We start from the raw sequence: 17,586 nt of genomic DNA, 5'->3' as shown, positions 1-17,586 counted from the left end.
ATAACAATTGCCGGAGTAAAAAGTTGAAATTCCTCCGGTACACTTCTGTGGTTGCTTAAATTCCCGTATAAGTATGGGGGGTAATCACCCGCAATTCTTTCTTTATCTCTTCACTTACATTCAGTCCCTCTATAAATTCCTTGATAGACGCTTCCGTAATGGCCTGATTGGTACGGGTCAACGCTTTCAACGCTTCATAAGGATGCGGATAGGCCTCGCGGCGCAGAATGGTCTGGATAGCCTCGGCCACCACGCTCCAGCAATTGTCCAGGTCACGGTAGATGGCCGGTTCGTTCAACAGCAACTTACGCAAACCCTTCAAAGAACTTTGTATGGCAATAATGATATGCCCAAACGGCATACCCACATTGCGGAGCACGGTAGAGTCCGTCAAGTCACGCTGCAAACGGGAAACCGGCAGTTTTACCGCCAAGTGCTCAAGAATAGCATTCGCCATGCCCAGGTTTCCTTCCGCATTTTCAAAGTCAATCGGGTTCACCTTGTGCGGCATCGCGCTGGAGCCCACCTCACCGGCTTTAATCTTCTGCTTGAAATATTCCATAGAGATATATTGCCAGAAGTCACGGTTCATATCAATCATCACCGTATTGATGCGCTTCATGGCATCAAAGATGGCAGACAGATTATCGTAATTGGATATCTGGGTAGTATACTCCTCGCGTTCCAAGCCAAGCTTTTCGGAAACGAACTTATTGCCGAATGCCTTCCAGTCATATTCCGGATAAGCCACATGATGGGCATTGTAATTACCCGTAGCGCCACCGAACTTTGCTGTCACCGGACAAGCCTTCAGCGTTGCCAACTGGCGTTCCAGACGGTAGACAAACACCATTACCTCCTTGCCCAAACGGGTAGGCGAAGCCGGTTGTCCGTGTGTCTTGGCAAGCATGGGGATAGCGGCCCACTCTTCCGCATAAGCACGGAGCTGCGCTATCAGTTCCTCTATTTGAGGATAGTACACCTGCTCCAACGCCTCCTTTACAGACAAAGGAACAGACGTATTGTTGATATCTTGTGAAGTCAGGCCAAAATGGATGAACTCCTTATAGTCGTCCATACCACCCAACTTGTCAAACTCTTCTTTCAAGAAATACTCCACAGCCTTCACATCATGGTTCGTCACGCTCTCAATGTCCTTAATGCGTTGCGCGTCGGCTTCGGAAAAGTTACGGTAAATGTTTCTCAAGGTTTCGAAAACACCCTTATCCACCCCTTTCAGCTGCGGCAAAGGCAGCTCACACAGCGTGATAAAGTATTCTACTTCAACTTGTACACGGTATTTAATCAGTGCAAATTCTGAAAAATAGGCAGCCAAAACATCTGTTTTGCCTCTGTATCGACCGTCAATCGGAGAGATTGCGGTAAGTAAATCAAGTTTCATACGTCGTATTTATGATGATAATTATCGGACTGCAAAATTACTGCTTTTTTCTGAGTAACAAGACATAAAGAATAAAGATTTTAAGAAAAGGAAGTTAATGGATAAAAAAATGGCCTTACAATCGCTTGCAAGACCACCTTCGAATGAAAATTTCCAGTGGGCGTTGACGGATTCGAACCGCCGACCCTCTGCTTGTAAGGCAGATGCTCTGAACCAGCTGAGCTAAACGCCCTTTTGATGAACGAAAGTGCTTGGATTTTGTGTGGGCGTTGACGGATTCGAACCGCCGACCCTCTGCTTGTAAGGCAGATGCTCTGAACCAGCTGAGCTAAACGCCCGTACACTTCCGTTTCAAAAGCGATGCAAAGGTACAGCTTATTTTGACATTACCAAAACTTTTGCATAATATTTTTCGATATTTTTTTAGTCATTTAGCGACACACTCTGTTTTTCAAGCATTTAGTACGTTCACTTTTTTGCCTCATTTTTCCGGATAACCTTTGCCGGATTGCCAACGGCTATGCTATCGGATGGAATATCTTTCGTCACCACACTACCCGCACCGATGATACAACGGTCGCCGATGGTGACGCCTGGACACAAAATGGCACCGCCGCCAATCCAGCAATCCTCTCCTATCGTCACCGGATAGGCATATTCCTTTTCCGTACGACGCTCGATATAATCCATCGGATGATGGGGAGTGTATATCTGTACGCATGGACCGACCAACGTATGGGCACCAATCGTGATATATCCCCCGTCCAGGAAAGTGCAATTGGCATTGACAAAGACATGTTCACCCAGCCGGATACCATCCCCATGGTCGCAATGGAACGGTGGACAGATGACGGACGTGGCGGGAATGCCCGGTACCAGCTCCTCCAGCAAGCTCCGGTAATCCTCATCGTAAGTACTCATCACACGCATTTTTGCCAGCAAGCGCTTGGCATGCTTGAACTTCACCTGTATCTCCGGAACGGACATATCCGCCAACTGGGAGCTACGCATTTTTTCCACTTCATTCATATTATTTCTTCTTTTGATTCATACAGAGACTCAGCCCCGAACAAAAATACGGAAATAAACGCAGTATACCAAAAGAGCGGAAAACCTTTCGGCTTTCCGCTCCTGCAATCGTTTATAGAGCAAACAATTTATTTGTACTCCTGCCAGCTCTTAATCTGGATATCTTCCAGCTTCATTTCGCAGAATGCCTCGATAAAGGCACTTGCCAGGCGGGCATTGGTAATCAACGGAATGTTGTGGTCGATGGCACCGCGACGAATCTTGTAGCCATTGGTCAGCTCGCGTTTCGTATGGTTCTTCGGAATGTTGACAATCAGGTCGAAGGCATGGTCGGCAATCATCGTCATCACGTTGTTTTCCGCATCCGGGCGTTCATCCGGCCAGTAAACGGCTTCCGTCGTCACGCCATGGGCGTTGAGGAAAGCGGCTGTACCTGCCGTAGCATAAATCTTATAGCCTTTGGCAAAGAGCATGCGGCTGGCATCCAGCAAATCCACCTTGGACTTCATGGCTCCGGAGGAGAACATCACGCCCTTCTCGGGACGGGGGATTCTGAATCCGGTAGCAATCATGGCATTCAGCAATGCTTCGGAGAAGTCGTCGCCAATACAGCCTACCTCGCCCGTAGACGACATGTCCACACCCAATACCGGGTCTGCCTTGTGCAGACGGGAGAAGGAGAACTGGCTTGCCTTCACACCGATACGGTCGATGTCGAATGCCGACTTGTCCGGTTGTGTATAGGGAGCGTCCAGCATGATACGGGTAGCAGTCTCGATGAAGTTACGCTTCAGCACCTTGGATACGAACGGGAAGCTGCGCGATGCACGGAGGTTACACTCGATAACCTTCACCTCGTTGTTGCGTGCCAGGAACTGGATATTGAAAGGACCGGAAATATTGAGTTCCTTCGCAATCTGGCGGCTGATTTTCTTGATGCGGCGTGCCGTTGCAAAGTAAATCTTCTGTGCCGGGAATACCAGCGTAGCGTCACCGGAGTGTACACCGGCAAACTCTACGTGCTCGGAGATGGCGTATTCCACCACTTCACCGTTTTGGGCAACAGCGTCGAACTCGATTTCCTTGGTGTTCTGCAAGAACTGGGATACCACCACCGGATATTCCTTAGATACCTCAGCAGCCATCTTCAAGAAGTTTTCCAGTTCTTCTTCATCGTAGCATACATTCATCGCAGCACCGGAGAGTACGTAAGACGGACGCACCAGTACCGGATAGCCCACCTTCTCTACAAAGCCTTTCACATCTTCCAGGCTAGTGAGTTCCTGCCAAGCCGGTTGGTCGATGCCCAGCTGGTCGAGCATGGCAGAGAACTTGTTACGGTTTTCGGCACGGTCGATGGAGATGGGGGAAGTACCCAACACGGGAACTGACTGGCGGTGAAGCTTCATTGCCAGGTTGTTCGGTATCTGTCCACCCACGGACACGATGACACCGCGCGGCTGCTCCAGGTCGATAACGTCGAGCACACGCTCGAAGGAGAGCTCGTCGAAGTAGAGACGGTCGCACATGTCGTAGTCCGTAGAAACGGTTTCGGGGTTATAGTTAATCATGATGGACTTGTAGCCCAGCTTGCGGGCAGTCTGGATGGCATTCACCGAACACCAGTCGAACTCTACAGACGAACCGATGCGGTAAGCGCCCGAACCAAGCACAACCACTGATTTTTCATTCTTATAATAGTTCACATCATAACCTTGAACGGCATACGTCATGTAGAGGTAGTTCGTCAGTTCCGGATGTTCGGAAGCCACCGTATTGATGCGCTTCACGGCGGGCAGGATGCCCAGCTCCTTACGACGGGCGCGTACGGCAAGGTTTTCCTTCTCCATATTGCCTTGCGGATTCAGCACGAAGCGGGCAATCTGGAAGTCGGAGAAGCCAAGCACTTTTGCTTCGCGCAGCACGTCGGCGGGGATGTCTTCCACCTTATTATATTGAGAAAGTTTCTGCTTGTAGTCTACGATGTTCTTCAGCTTGCCCAAGAACCAGGGGTCAATCTTGGTCAGCTCAAAGATGCGGTCGATGGCATATCCCTTTTCCAGAGCCTCGGCAATGGCAAAGACGCGCAGGTCGGTGGGATGTGACAGTTCGTAATCCAAGTCATCGAACTCCACTCCCTCATTGCCCACGAATCCGTGCATTCCCTGACCAATCATACGCAAGCCCTTCTGGATAATTTCTTCAAAGGAACGTCCGATAGACATGATTTCGCCTACCGACTTCATGCTGGAGCCAATTTCGCGGCTGACACCTACGAACTTTGTCAAGTCCCAACGCGGAATCTTGCAAATCAGGTAGTCAAGCTGCGGAGCTGCATATGCCGAGTTGGGAGTTCCCATCTCGCCGATTTGGTCGAGCGTATAGCCCAACGCAATCTTGGCAGCCACGAATGCCAGCGGATAACCGGTAGCCTTGGAAGCCAATGCGGAAGAACGGGACAGACGGGCGTTCACCTCGATGACACGATAGTCGTTTGTCTCGGCGTTGAACGCATACTGGATGTTACATTCGCCCACGATGCCCAGGTGGCGGATACATTTGGTGGAAAGCTCCTGCAACATTTTCACCTGCTCGTCGGTCAATGAGCAAGTGGGAGCCACTACGATGGACTCACCCGTATGGATGCCCAGCGGGTCGAAGTTTTCCATGCTTGCCACCGTGAAGCAGTGGTCGTTGGCATCGCGGATTACCTCGAATTCAATTTCCTTCCAACCCTTCAGAGACTCTTCTACCAGAATCTGCTTGGAGAAAGTGAAAGAGCTTTCGGCCAATTTAATGAAGGCTTCCTCGTCCGGACAAATACCGCTTCCCAGTCCACCCAGAGCATAAGCCGAGCGCACCATCACGGGGTAGCCAATCTCGCGGGCTGCCTTCAGTGCGTCTTCCATGCTCTCCACAGCGTGGCTCTTCGGAGTCTTCATCGGAATCTCGTCCAGCTTCTTCACAAAGAGGTCACGGTCTTCGGTGTACATAATCGCCTCAACGGAAGTACCCAGCACGCGCACGCCATATTTCTGAAGAATTCCGTTCTGATAGAGTTCCGTACCGCAGTTCAGCGCCGTCTGTCCGCCGAATGCCAGCAAAATGCCGTCGGGACGTTCTTTCTTGATGATTTCTTCCACGAAATAAGGAGTTACCGGCAAGAAATAAACTTGATCGGCGATACCTTCCGATGTCTGGATAGTAGCAATGTTCGGGTTTACCAAAACAGAACCGATACCTTCTTCGCGCAACGCCTTCAGCGCCTGCGAACCGGAATAGTCAAACTCTCCGGCCTGACCAATCTTGAGCGCACCAGAACCCAAGACAAGCACTTTCTTTAAATTCTTTTCCATATTCTCTTGTTGTCTATTAAGTTACGAGTTACAAGCTACGAACTACGAGTTGTAGCTATTTCACAAAAAAAATGCGTCACCCAATAAAGGATTAACGCATTACCAAAGAACTAAAAATATCTTTCTCGAAAAAAGAGAAACTGACGGCTCCCGAATGAAATTCATTCGAACGGAGGTTATATTTGCTTCTCATTTCCTGCGATTGCATAGTCTCTTTAAAATTTGTGCAAAGTAACGACTTATTTACGAAAAGAGCAAATTGTGGCATATTTTTTTGTATAAAAGAAACGTCATCCTCCATAATAGAAGAGCGGCCGTCGCCCGCAACCGAAATCTTTTTCCGAAAAATGCGATTCCATATAAAAAAGAAAGACTATATCTCAGTAAAGGCATTTGCGGATAAATATGAAGATTCTCCCCACCAAAACTTGCTTTTCTCGCCACGGAAACTTACCTTTGTGCCTATACAAAAATAGAACAAGGATTCTGTTTCTACAAACAAAGCCTTTATTCTTAAAAATAAAATTTCTATTCCTTGGAATAAAGGCTTTATTCTAAGATTTCTCCGCCACCAAAAGAACTTTGCTCCGCAGGGAAAAGGACTTTGCAACGAAGGAAAGAAAAGAAAGGAGAACGCAACAATGACCACACGCTACCAAATGAAAGAAATGCCCGACTTGCAAGGTACGGGCGAACCAATCACCTACCCCAAGATGGTGATGACCGGACAGACCGGCACGCGCGAACTGGCGGAATACATCGCCATGACCTCGGGATTCTCGAAAGGCGTAACCGAAGGAGTTATCTGCGAGCTGGGCGAAGCCCTGGCCCACGAAATGGGAATGGGACGCTCGGTGAAGATAGAAGGATTGGGCGTATTCACCCCCGCACTGTCCATCTACCCCGACAAAGAACGCGAACAGCCCCAAGAAAGCAGCACGAAGCGAAATGCACGGAGCATCTACGTAAGCGGCGTGAACTTCCGCACGGACAAGGCCTTGATTAGAGAAACCAACCATTGGTGCGAACTGGAACGTGCCTCCTGGAAACCCGCACACTCGTCGAAGAAATACACCCCCGAACAACGTCTGGCTCTGGCGCATCAGTATCTGGACAAGCACGCCTTCCTTACTGTCAGCATCTACCGGCAACTGACCGGACTCGTCCGCTCCACCGCCACCGTGGAACTGCGCAAATGGGCACATACTCCCGGCAGCGGAATCGATACAAGCGGCATCGGAAGCCATAAGGTATACGTGAAAAGGAAAGAAAGCGTCATCCCTTGAGGTTTCGATAATTATAGGTATCTTTGCCGGTCTTAATGGCTTTTATACAATGAAGAAACTAAAAAATACATAATATGGCAAAAGAAAAAATCATCCTTACGGGCGACCGCCCCACAGGACGCCTGCACATAGGACACTATGTAGGCTCATTGAGAAGAAGAGTGGAACTGCAAAACTCCGGCTTGTACGACAAGATTTTCATCTTCATCGCCGACGCACAAGCGCTGACGGACAATATGGAGAATCCGGAAAAGGTGCGCCAGAACGTCATCGAGGTGGCACTGGACTACCTGGCTTGCGGACTGGACCCGACGAAGAGTACCATCTTCATCCAATCCCAGATACCGGAACTCTGCGAACTGACCTTCTACTATATGGACCTGGTGACCGTGAGCCGCCTGCAACGCAACCCGACGGTAAAGACCGAAATCCAGATGCGTAATTTCGAGACAAGCATCCCCGTAGGTTTCTTCACCTACCCCATCAGCCAGGCAGCGGACATTACCGCCTTCCGCGCCACTACCGTGCCCGTGGGCGAAGACCAGGAGCCGATGATTGAACAAGCTCGTGAAATCGTACGCCGTTTCAACTATATATATGGTGAAACCCTCGTGGAACCGGAAATCCTGTTGCCCGACAATGCAGCCTGCCTGCGCCTGCCGGGAACGGACGGCAAAGCCAAGATGAGCAAGAGCCTCGGCAACTGTATCTATCTTTCGGACTCTGCCGACGAGGTGCAGAAGAAGGTGAAGAGCATGTATACCGACCCCGACCACCTGCGTGTGCAAGACCCCGGAAAATTGGAAGGCAACACCGTATTCACTTACCTGGATGCCTTTTGCCGTCCGGAACACTTCGGCCTTTATCTGCCCGAATATCCGAATCTGGACGAACTGAAAGCCCACTACCAACGTGGCGGTCTGGGCGACATGAAAGTGAAGAAGTTCCTCAACGAAATTATGCAGGAGACACTGGAGCCTATCCGCAACCGCCGCAAGGAGTTTGAAAAAGACATCCCCGCCATCTACGACATGCTGAAGAAAGGTTGCGAAACTGCCAGGGAAACCGCTGCCGCAACCTTGGACGATGTACGCAAGGCTATGAAGATAAACTACTTTGATGATGCGGAACTGATTGCAGAGCAAGTAAAGAAATTCGGCGGAGAATAAGGGATAGGAGATACGAGTTACAGAAGTTACGAGTTACAAGGAGCTACCTGTTACAAGTTACTGGTTACAAAAAATGAGGGGCATGCGTCATAATAACGCATGCCCCTTCTCATTTCTATAACTCGTAACTCCTTGTAGCTTGTAGCTCGTAGCTTTCTAATTGGCAGATTTCACCAATACCACACGGTTCAGAATCGGCTGTCCGAACTTATCGACACCACCACCGGCATCCACCTTCAGGCGGTCAGCAGGAATTCCGTATTGTTTTACCAATACATCGACCACGGCTTGTGCACGCTTCAAACTCAACTCTTTGTTGAATGCCGGCGTACCGGTTGCAGAGTCTGCATATCCGTTTACAGTGTAAGTGGCGTTCGGGAACTGTTTCATCTGGTCTGCCAGATAAGACAAGTTCATTGCTTCACGTGGAGAGACTTCGGCAGAACCGATATTGAAGAATACGGTACGCGGTGCTATATCCGGATCGGGAACAATCACTTCGGTTTCCGTAACTTCGGCCACCGGCTGGTTCTGTGCAGCCACCAATGCATTCTGCAGCTGCTGGTTGGCAGCTCCCATCTCTGCAAGCTGTGCCTGCATGGCAGCCAGCTCTACCTGAGAAATCAACTGAGGCATCGGGCGACGGAATCCACGGGCGGGGAAACGGTATGTCAACCCTACCGTTGCACTCAGCACGCCATCATATCCATGATCGCCGCCAACTTCGCCATCGAACTTATCTTCAACGCCCATTGCGCTCAGCTCCAGGTTAATATCTATCGCATTGGAAATACGGAAGCGATTGATGATACCCGCGTTTACAGACAGAGCTTCGCGGTGAGGCTTTGTGTAGTTGTGAGTGAAGCCAGCACCTACATAAGGAATGATTTCATACACACGGTGCTGGTTGTATCCTCCAAACAGCGCATTCAGATTGAACATCACATCTCCGTGCAGATTCATATAGTCGAAACGCTGTTTGTAGTAGCCGTCATCCATCTGAGTGCCTTTCACGTAGTCAGCACCTGCATCATACGTATATCCTCTTGCCTGAAGGCCGCTATATTGCAGACGTACTCCCAGTCCCGGGGTGAACCATTTGCCGATGGCAAAATTCAGCGTCGGACTGATACGCTTGCCAAAACTTCCTGCCTTATCATTATCTCCAAAAGTTGCTTCGGCACCACCGCCTATAGAGAAAAACCAATTACTCCAGAACGGATTAGTGATTACCTGATATTTATCCTGAACCTGGATAACACCAAATTCTTCCACAACTTCAGTCTTTTGCTGCGCCATGGCAACAGAAGACACACCAGCTAAAGCCAGTAACATTAGAATCTTTTTCATATACCTTAAAATAGTTAAGTGGTTAATTAAACTCTTTATCATTCAAACTGTCTAATTAACGCCAACAGAACTAAAAGGTTCTGAATATTTGTACTTTTTTTGCCTTGATGCAAAAGAAAGTACTCTTCCTTATTTGGAGAAAAGCTTTTCTATGTCGTCTTCTTTAATGGTCGCCAGCACCGTCTTTCCGTCCGGAGTATAATTCGGGGATGGGCATGCAAACAGATTGTCCACGAGATTGGACATTTCCTCGTTGCTCAGCACTTGTCCATAGACGATGGCCGCAGCACGTGCCAAGGTCGATGCAAGAATTGTCTGCACCTCTTCCTTAACGTCATTCCCTTTTTCCATAGCAGTATGTACCATATTCCGGACCAATTCTACCGGGTTCAACCCCTCTATGCCCGAAGGTATGCCGTTGATGGCATAGCTGCCGCCACCCAGCGGGCTCAAATCGAAGCCTACTGCCGACAAATCTTCCAATATACTTTCCAGTACGGCAGCTTCCGAAGCCGGCAACTGGATAATCTCCGGAAACAATACCCCCTGGGATACGCCTTGTTTCTGTCGAATCTGACTCATATAGCGGTCGAACAATACCCGGACATGCGCCCGGTGCTGGTCTATCAGCATCAGACCCGATTTAACGGAAGTCAGAATAAAACGCCCCTTGAACTGGAAGTGTTGCGCTCCTTTCTCTACCGTTGCCTCATTGCCATAGAAAGAGGCGCTTACCCCGGAAGGAACCGTTTCCTGGAAATAAGGAACCCTCTCCTCCTCTCTTGGAGCCGTACCGGTAACCGTATCCTCTACAAAAGGCTCTTCCTCCATCGGCTCGTTCATCCTGCTGGCTTTTTCCAAACCGGAATAAAGCCCCTCCCACTCCACTTTGGGGCGCGAATAATTGCCACCGCCTCCATAGGAAGAAGCGGAAGACGTCTTGAAGGGATTGAAATCCGTGTTATAGTGTACCTTCGGAGGCTCTATCGGACGAGCCTGCTCGAATGCAGGAATATCCGGCATATCCTCGGTGTCAAAATCAATAGTAGGTATAGCGCTAAACTTGCCCAAGGATTCCTTGACCGCAGCCGACAGAATCTGCCAGATAGCCTGCTCATTCTCGAACTTAATCTCCGTCTTCGTCGGATGGATGTTCACATCGATATTGGCAGGGTCTACCTCGAAATAAATAAAGTAGGAGATTTGCTCACCGGCAGGAATCAGCTGTTCATAAGCATCCATCACCGCTTTGTGGAAATAGGGGTGACGCATATAGCGCCCGTTCACAAAAAAGTATTGGTGCGCTCCTTTCTTGCGGGACGTTTCCGGCTTGGCTACAAAACCGGAAATCTTTATCATCGTCGTATTGACGTCTACGGACAGCAACTGCTGATTCAGCTTCTTTCCGAAGACTGCCATGATGCGTTGCCGCAAAGGCATTACCGGAAGATTGAACAATTCCGTATCATTACTATACAGATAGAAGGCTACCTCAGGATGCACCAACGCTATACGCTCGAATTCCGTAAGGATGTTGCTCAACTCCGTAGAGTTGGCTTTCAGGAATTTACGCCGGGCAGGAATATTGAAGAATAGGTTCTTGATGGAAAAATTGCTTCCCTTAGGGCAGGAAACGGCTTCCTGGCCCTCGACTTTAGAGCCGGCAATCAACAGTCGCGTCCCCAGTTCCTCGCTGGCTGGGCGTGTTTTCAACTCCACTTCAGCTACCGCAGCAATGGAAGCCAACGCTTCTCCACGGAAGCCCATGGTGCGTAGGGCAAACAAATCGGCAGCTTCGCGTATCTTTGAAGTTGCATGGCGTTCAAAAGAAAGACGCGCATCCGTTTCGGACATCCCCTTTCCGTCATCAATCACCTGGATGCAGGTCTTGCCCGCATCGGTAATCAGCACATGTATTTCCTCTGCTTCGGCATCAATTGCATTTTCCACCAATTCCTTCACAACAGATGCCGGACGCTGAATCACCTCTCCGGCAGCAATCTGATTGGCAACCGAATCGGGCAGCAAATGAATGATATCGCTCATGATAATGTTTAATGATTAGGGATTAATGATTAATCATTATTAAATGATTCCGTTACTGATGGCATACCACAGATAAATCAGCACAGCTATGACAACAAGGATTATGCCCAAATGCATCGGCTTACGTCCGCTCTCCTTGCGCCGCTTCAAGTGAGTTGTTCCTTCTATGAATTTGCCCCGTATATCCTCGGGCGAGAATTCCTTTTCCGGCAGCATACCCAGGTCACGCTTGGCGTTTTCTTCCATCTTCGCCAACTTCTCTTTCCGCTCATCCACATAGATATAGCTATGATTGAAGCCACGAGGCTTCCGCATTGCAAACATTCCCATGACGCTACTTATTATTTCGTTTAATATGCATATTCCTTGGCGAAGTTACAGGTTTCCGGTCACTTTTCTTCAATACTTCACCTGCTTTTTTAGCCCTCCACTCGAAGATGTCCTCCTTGTTGAGCGGACGGATGTAGTCGAACCAAACAAAAGAAGGCAGCCTGCTCTTATCTGGTGGAATCTGGTCCAAAGGATAGGCTGTACCGGTAGTCTTTCCAACAAAGACTCCGCGCTCCATTCTTCTCTCCTTCAAGTACATTTTCAAAAGTCCACCTTCCGAATAGTTCATCATAATCAGCGAACTGTCCTTCTCCTCTACCGGATAATACACCACCAGTACATTGCCGTTTACCTCCACCAGACGCATGTCTCCATCTATGAAGAAAGCTTTCATCTCCTTACCGGAAACTTGGTTATAGTGAATACTGTCCTTTTTCTCTACCGTCAGGGCCTGATTGATGATATGTGCCCAGTCGATGGTACTATCGTTCATGTAAATTTTAATTTCCTCGCCCAACAACTGTTGTTCCCCGTGCCACAAGATAGGGTCGGTGTACATCGTCATGCAAGAGTCCTTGGAATTATACACCAACGAATCGCATACGGCCTGCACATCCGTGCGATAAGCACGCACCTTATGATAGGCACGCATCTCCCGGTACATGGAATCGGTATTCATATGGTAGGTAATCAGCCGCAAAGTATCACCATGCATAAACAGACTGTCGCCCTGCGAATAGTCGATAGCTACGGCACGTTTGGTGGCAACGGCGCTTCCGGTCAGTTCGTTGTAGAAACAATAGTCGCCAGTCAACATGTTCCGGTTGACCGTATCATTCATCTGTACATTGTCAAAAGCCTCACCGTATCCCAAGATGCGGTCGTAGAAAAGGCTGTCACCGGTCAATTTCTTGCCGTCGTTGGTCAGTACGGAACGGTCGAGCAGTTCTGCCTGCTCAGTAGTCGTATTGTACACGCCACGTTCGGAATAAATATGATTTTGATCACTCACAATGTCGGAGGGGCCTAAAATAGTAGCAATCTTGGTAGCTGTACTATACTTCAAGGTATCCGAAGTCAAGACAAACTTCGGATTGACCAGCTTCACGTCGTGATTGAAGACAGCCAACTTGGTGGCAGGGCTATATTCTCCCCACTCGGAAGTCAGCACATTATCCTCGTCGGTCAGCGTACCGCCTTCGAAGTAATAACCCAAATCGTACAGACGGTCATAGTTCAAACTGTCGGTTGTCAGCACCGTATTACGATTTATCATACGTACATTCTCACGCAGCATGGCCAGCTGCGACATGCCGTCATAATACAGATAGTCTCCATAGATAAACAAGGTGTCGCCCTGCTCCATACGCACATTGCCGAATGCCTCCACAGAATTTATCTTTTCGAATATCAGCGCACTATCACAGAACATGTACATACTGTCATGCTTCATCCTCACCGAACCGATGAGTACCTGCACATCAGGACGCAACTGTTTGTCCGCCTGCGCCTCATCTGCGTACAACAAATCGACGCGCGTCTTCTTCTTTTCCGACGTCTCCGTCTTTTTCTGTTCAATCGAGTCCACTTTCCTCTTCTCCGGTGCACCAGTACTCTTCTTTTTGTCCTGCGCACTCAGCAGACAGATGCCAAACAAGCATAGAATGCCTACCAGGAGGTATCTATGCTTGTTCAGGAAATGATTTTTTGTATTCTTCTTTTGCATACAAATCCATGTAAATCCTTCCGGATTATTCTTTGATCCAGCCCGGATACTTGAACGTACAGTTATTCTTCCAATTATCCTTGATACGGACATACGTGTGCTTCTGCTTCTCACGAATCCACTTGTCCAGCACTTCGTCGCGGCGTTTCTCCAACACAATCTCTTTCAAGTTCTGATAGTCATCGGCAATGGTAGCCTTGTGTCCCGTCGTACGGCTCTTCAGTTTCACAATCACACACTCTTCTTTTCCGGTCTTTTGCGGAATCATGGTGAAGGCTTCGGAGATTTCGCCCACTTTCATCTTATCCACCACCTTGGCTATTTCAGGGGGAAGTTCCTGCATCTCAAAACGGGAAGTGTTCGTATTGGGATTCGGCAACAAACCATGATTGTTACGCGTATCCTTATCCTGCGAAAGCACTGAGGCAGCCTCTTCAAAAGAGAACTTGTTATTGCGGATATCATCGGCAATAGAATCCAAACGGGCACAACCGGCAGCCAGAGCTTCTTCCGGAATATGCGGTTTCAACAGAATGTGGCGTGTTTTAATACGGTCACCGCGCTTCTCTATCAACTGAATGATATGGAAACCATATTCAGACTCTACAATCTTGGAAACCTTGCTGGGGTCTTGCAAGTTGAAAGCTACATTGGCATAAGCGGGGTCCAGCATACCGCGTCCCGAAAACTCTATTTCACCGCCACGCATGGCCGAGCCACGGTCCTCGGAGTACAGACGAGCCAACATGGAAAAGCTTTCGCCCTTATTGACACGGTCGGTATACTCACGCAGACGCCTCTTTACATCTTCTATTTCCTCCAAAGGAACCTTGGGCTGCTGAGTGATAATCTGCACCTCCACCTGGGTAGGGATATAAGGAATGCTGTCCTGCGGCAAATCCTTGAAGTAACGGCGCACCTCAGCCGGAGTTATCTTAATCTCACCCACCAGTTTCTGCTGCATCTTCTGAACTTTCAATCCTTCACGGGCATTCTCGCGCAGCGTTTCACGAATCTGGCTGGAAGTCTTATTGAAGTATTCCTCCATTTTCTCACGCGAACCGATGTTGGCGATATACATGTTCGTCATATAGTCCACACGCTGGATAACCTCACTCTCGGATACTTCGATACTGTCGAGGGCAGCCTGGTGAAGATACAGCTTCTGCACGGCTATCTCCTCCGGTATCACGCAATAAGGGTCACGGTCAAATTTGCGTCCTTCATACAATGCACTCATGCGTGCTTCTTCCACTTCGGACTTCAGTATAGCCTCGTCACCTACTACCCACACTACCTCGTCAATTACGTTGTCTTGTCCATAAACGGTAGAACCGACTAATAGCGTCAAGGCAAATAAAATTACAAACTTAAAGTTCATACACTGTTTCATTCTTGGTGTCTTATTCTAAATAATATTTAATCTTGTCTCTTTTCACCGCCCGTTGGTACAAATCATCCTTCACTTGCTTCATGAATTCCACCTGCTTCACGTTCAGCAGCATATCCTTCACTTGCCTACGGGCAAACTCATAGGGTTCCTGCTCTCCCACCGGGCGATAATCGCTCACATTCAGGAAATAATGGAAAGCCGTATCCTTCAGCTCTACATGGCGATTCTTGTCCAGATACTCGTCCACATTAGGAACCTTCAAGGGCAGCATATCCAGCACTTCCGATACCGGCACCCATTTATCATAAAAATACTCATACTTCACAGCATTCTGCAGACTGTACTTTTCCAGATGTTCCACCGCCTCACGGGTTTCCGTCTTGTACCAGCGACGAACATTGCCCAGCTGCGGGGCTGTCAAAGGAACTTTGATGAACAAGCCTTTCATCAACGGACGTTCCACCTTGAAGAGCGCCTGGTTCTTCTCGTAATACTCCGTCAAGTCTTGTTCTGAAATCTCCTCTGATAGCCGCTGATGTATTAAAGCCTGCTGATAGGTATGCATTATCAATGCTTTGCGATAATTCTCCACAAGTTTATCAATCTCACCGTTATTGGGAATATTGCTCTGCGCTTTATCGTACAGCAAAATATCTTCCACCCAATTACGGATATAATGTTCTGCAAACAACAGACTGTCGTCTTTGGACAAACCGGCAGGAAGTACCGATTGCAAATCTTCCCGGTAAAGGAAATTGCCGTCCAACTCCACTAACGGTGTCCACCCTTTATGGTCGTGCTGCTCGCTGCACGCCGCACAGAGAAGGAAAATTAAAAGCCCAAAGCAGGTTGTTCGCATCACCAACTGATATTTACTTCGTTTTGAGGTACGAAGATAGTGTTTTAATCGGTTGCATCAGTGATTATTAACGGTTTTTAAAACCTCTTGGTCAATTTCAACCTTACCGGCAGCACGCAACTTTGCCACCCAATGCGTTTCCAAATAGTTCCGATAAGCGGTTACGAGCGGCTCTCGCACCTCTTGCCAACTATCTGGTCCCTTCTGCTTACGACCTTGTACAGCAGTAAAGGGAAATGACAAAACCGGGGTTGCATTCTTCCCTTTGAACACCAATTCATCCACATATGCATTATCACCGGGAGCAAATAATCCTTGCTCTGCCCGCACCTTGGGAGTATCGCCGGCATTGAAAGTGAGACGGATGGCATCCATCCACTCCTCTTCCGGAATCTGTTTCAGAAATTTCCGTACTTGCTTCGCCACCCGCTTGGTAGTACAATGCAGCACAATACCCTTATAACGCGGTTCGTCCCAATGGAAGTCCGAACGGTGCGCCTCAAAATATGCTTTCAATCCCGCTTCATCCACCACACTCCTCTTTCCCACTTCACGGTCAGTGATTTCGGCAAGCAACATGCTGTCACGATGCCCCTGCACCAACGCACAGAATTCGGGATGCTTCAATTCCAGACGGGAGTTTTCATAGTCCAGAATCGTTTTTACTGTAAAAGCCTCCAACTGTCTGCGCGTCCCTGCCGGATAAACAGCGGCAAATCCGGCAAACTCTTTTCCACCGTATGCCTTGCCATCCAGTGTAAACAATACACGGGAAGTGCTTCCTTTGGCCAGCAGTTCGTCGATACCGGCTTTATCCGGCATATAGTGATATTCTTTCTTCAGTTTATCCACAAAAGCCCGCGTTCCTTTATCCATTCCATGACGACGGGTTTGACAACGGATTATCTTGTCCTTCATCCTCTCAAAAGGAAGGATTTCCTGCTGTTCGAGTACTTTCACGATATGAATGCCTTGAGGAGTGAGGAACGGACGGGAAATCTCTCCGGCATTCAACCCGAATACAATATCCTCAAACTCCACCGGCATCTGCAGCCAACCCACCCAAAACGCTTTCTTCTCATCGGAAAATTGCTCGACGCAAGCATCGAAAGACGGCACAGCTCCCCCTTCCTTTGCAAGAGCCCTGTAGATAGAATCCATCCTGGACTCCATCTCACGCAAGGTATGACCGGAAATATTCTGGGGAAGATATTTAAAAATATGCTTCACATATACCCGGCCCGCACGCCGGCCGGATTTCATCTTGTCATAATACTGCCGTGCCTCCTGCTCTGCCGTCTCCTCATCTGTCAAGTATGATTTAATCAGACAGCGGCGATACTCATCCTGCTCCTTCTGGAAGACACGGGAAGTATCCAATCCCGCAACTTCGGCAGCCTCTATTTTCAGCCTGAAGTCTATAAACTTATTCACATATGCATCCAATGCCTTCCGGCCTGCACCGACAGAGGTACCGCCCTTATTATAGCTACGTTCGAATTCAGAACGGAAGACCTCCTTTCCATTGATACGCATCAGTACCGGATCGTCCTGGGCCGAAACAGCCAATCCGAACCCGAGGAAGAAAAACACCCAAAACAATCTAACCATAAGCGCCATCCGTTCTTTTTATACGGCTG

12 protein-coding genes and 2 tRNA genes are annotated in these 17,586 nt (G+C 48.6%); 2 read left to right on the top strand and 12 right to left on the bottom strand.

Annotation, left to right across the window (positions count from 1 at the left end):
- Positions 1–55 precede the first annotated feature (55 nt).
- The 5 genes from purB to carB form a co-directional block, all read right to left on the bottom strand.
- A complete protein-coding gene (purB, locus tag DXD78_RS17330; protein WP_009037826.1) occupies positions 56–1,402 on the bottom strand; it encodes an adenylosuccinate lyase in 1,347 nt (448 codons plus the stop codon).
- Positions 1,403–1,559: 157 nt separating this feature from the next.
- Positions 1,560–1,634 (bottom strand) — tRNA-Val (locus DXD78_RS17325).
- Positions 1,635–1,665: 31 nt separating this feature from the next.
- Positions 1,666–1,740 (bottom strand) — tRNA-Val (locus DXD78_RS17320).
- Positions 1,741–1,870: 130 nt separating this feature from the next.
- Positions 1,871–2,431, bottom strand: a complete 561-nt coding sequence (locus DXD78_RS17315) for a sugar O-acetyltransferase (protein ID WP_009037825.1) — start codon at positions 2,429–2,431, stop codon at positions 1,871–1,873.
- A 128-nt stretch (positions 2,432–2,559) separates the two neighbouring features.
- On the bottom strand, positions 2,560–5,787 hold the full coding sequence (carB, locus tag DXD78_RS17310; RefSeq protein ID WP_005833447.1) for a carbamoyl-phosphate synthase (glutamine-hydrolyzing) large subunit: 3,228 nt from the start codon (positions 5,785–5,787) through the stop codon (positions 2,560–2,562).
- Between the two features lie 641 nt (positions 5,788–6,428).
- On the opposite strand from carB, the gene DXD78_RS17295 reads away from it, so the two are divergent.
- The gene (locus tag DXD78_RS17295; protein ID WP_022401787.1) at positions 6,429–7,073 is read left to right on the top strand and encodes an HU family DNA-binding protein; all 645 of its coding nucleotides are present in this window, start codon (positions 6,429–6,431) and stop codon (positions 7,071–7,073) included.
- 74 nt (positions 7,074–7,147) lie between these two features.
- Positions 7,148–8,242 carry a tryptophan--tRNA ligase gene (gene trpS, locus DXD78_RS17290; RefSeq protein WP_005829577.1) on the top strand — a complete coding sequence of 365 codons (1,095 nt, stop codon included), beginning with the start codon at positions 7,148–7,150 and terminating at the stop codon, positions 8,240–8,242.
- Positions 8,243–8,398: 156 nt separating this feature from the next.
- Here the strand turns inward: trpS and DXD78_RS17285 are convergent, their stop codons facing one another.
- The 7 genes from DXD78_RS17285 to DXD78_RS17255 all read right to left on the bottom strand — a co-directional run bounded on the left by DXD78_RS17285 (position 8,399) and on the right by DXD78_RS17255 (position 17,566).
- Complete coding sequence (locus DXD78_RS17285) at positions 8,399–9,592, bottom strand: OmpA family protein (RefSeq protein ID WP_009037822.1); 1,194 nt, start codon at positions 9,590–9,592, stop codon at positions 8,399–8,401.
- A gap of 129 nt (positions 9,593–9,721) precedes the next feature.
- Positions 9,722–11,638, bottom strand: a complete 1,917-nt coding sequence (gene mutL / locus DXD78_RS17280; RefSeq protein WP_009037821.1) for a DNA mismatch repair endonuclease MutL — start codon at positions 11,636–11,638, stop codon at positions 9,722–9,724.
- A gap of 39 nt (positions 11,639–11,677) precedes the next feature.
- Positions 11,678–11,968, bottom strand: a complete 291-nt coding sequence (locus DXD78_RS17275; protein WP_005829571.1) for a hypothetical protein — start codon at positions 11,966–11,968, stop codon at positions 11,678–11,680.
- 4 nt (positions 11,969–11,972) lie between these two features.
- Positions 11,973–13,694: an OstA-like protein gene (locus DXD78_RS17270; RefSeq protein WP_009037820.1), complete on the bottom strand. Its 1,722-nt coding sequence runs from the start codon at positions 13,692–13,694 to the stop codon at positions 11,973–11,975.
- A gap of 25 nt (positions 13,695–13,719) precedes the next feature.
- Positions 13,720–15,087 (bottom strand): peptidylprolyl isomerase, encoded by a 1,368-nt coding sequence (locus DXD78_RS17265; RefSeq protein ID WP_005829568.1) that lies wholly within the window; start codon positions 15,085–15,087, stop codon positions 13,720–13,722.
- 10 nt (positions 15,088–15,097) lie between these two features.
- Positions 15,098–15,946 carry a peptidylprolyl isomerase gene (locus DXD78_RS17260; RefSeq protein ID WP_005829565.1) on the bottom strand — a complete coding sequence of 283 codons (849 nt, stop codon included), beginning with the start codon at positions 15,944–15,946 and terminating at the stop codon, positions 15,098–15,100.
- Between the two features lie 57 nt (positions 15,947–16,003).
- Entirely contained in the window at positions 16,004–17,566 is a 1,563-nt protein-coding gene (locus tag DXD78_RS17255; protein WP_009037819.1) for a peptidylprolyl isomerase, read from the bottom strand.
- Positions 17,567–17,586 lie beyond the last annotated feature (20 nt).

Origin of the sequence: Bacteroides sp. D20, from assembly GCF_003436255.1 — a bacterium.
Classification (GTDB): domain Bacteria; phylum Bacteroidota; class Bacteroidia; order Bacteroidales; family Bacteroidaceae; genus Bacteroides; species Bacteroides uniformis.
This window is presented reverse-complemented; position numbering and strand designations above follow the sequence as displayed.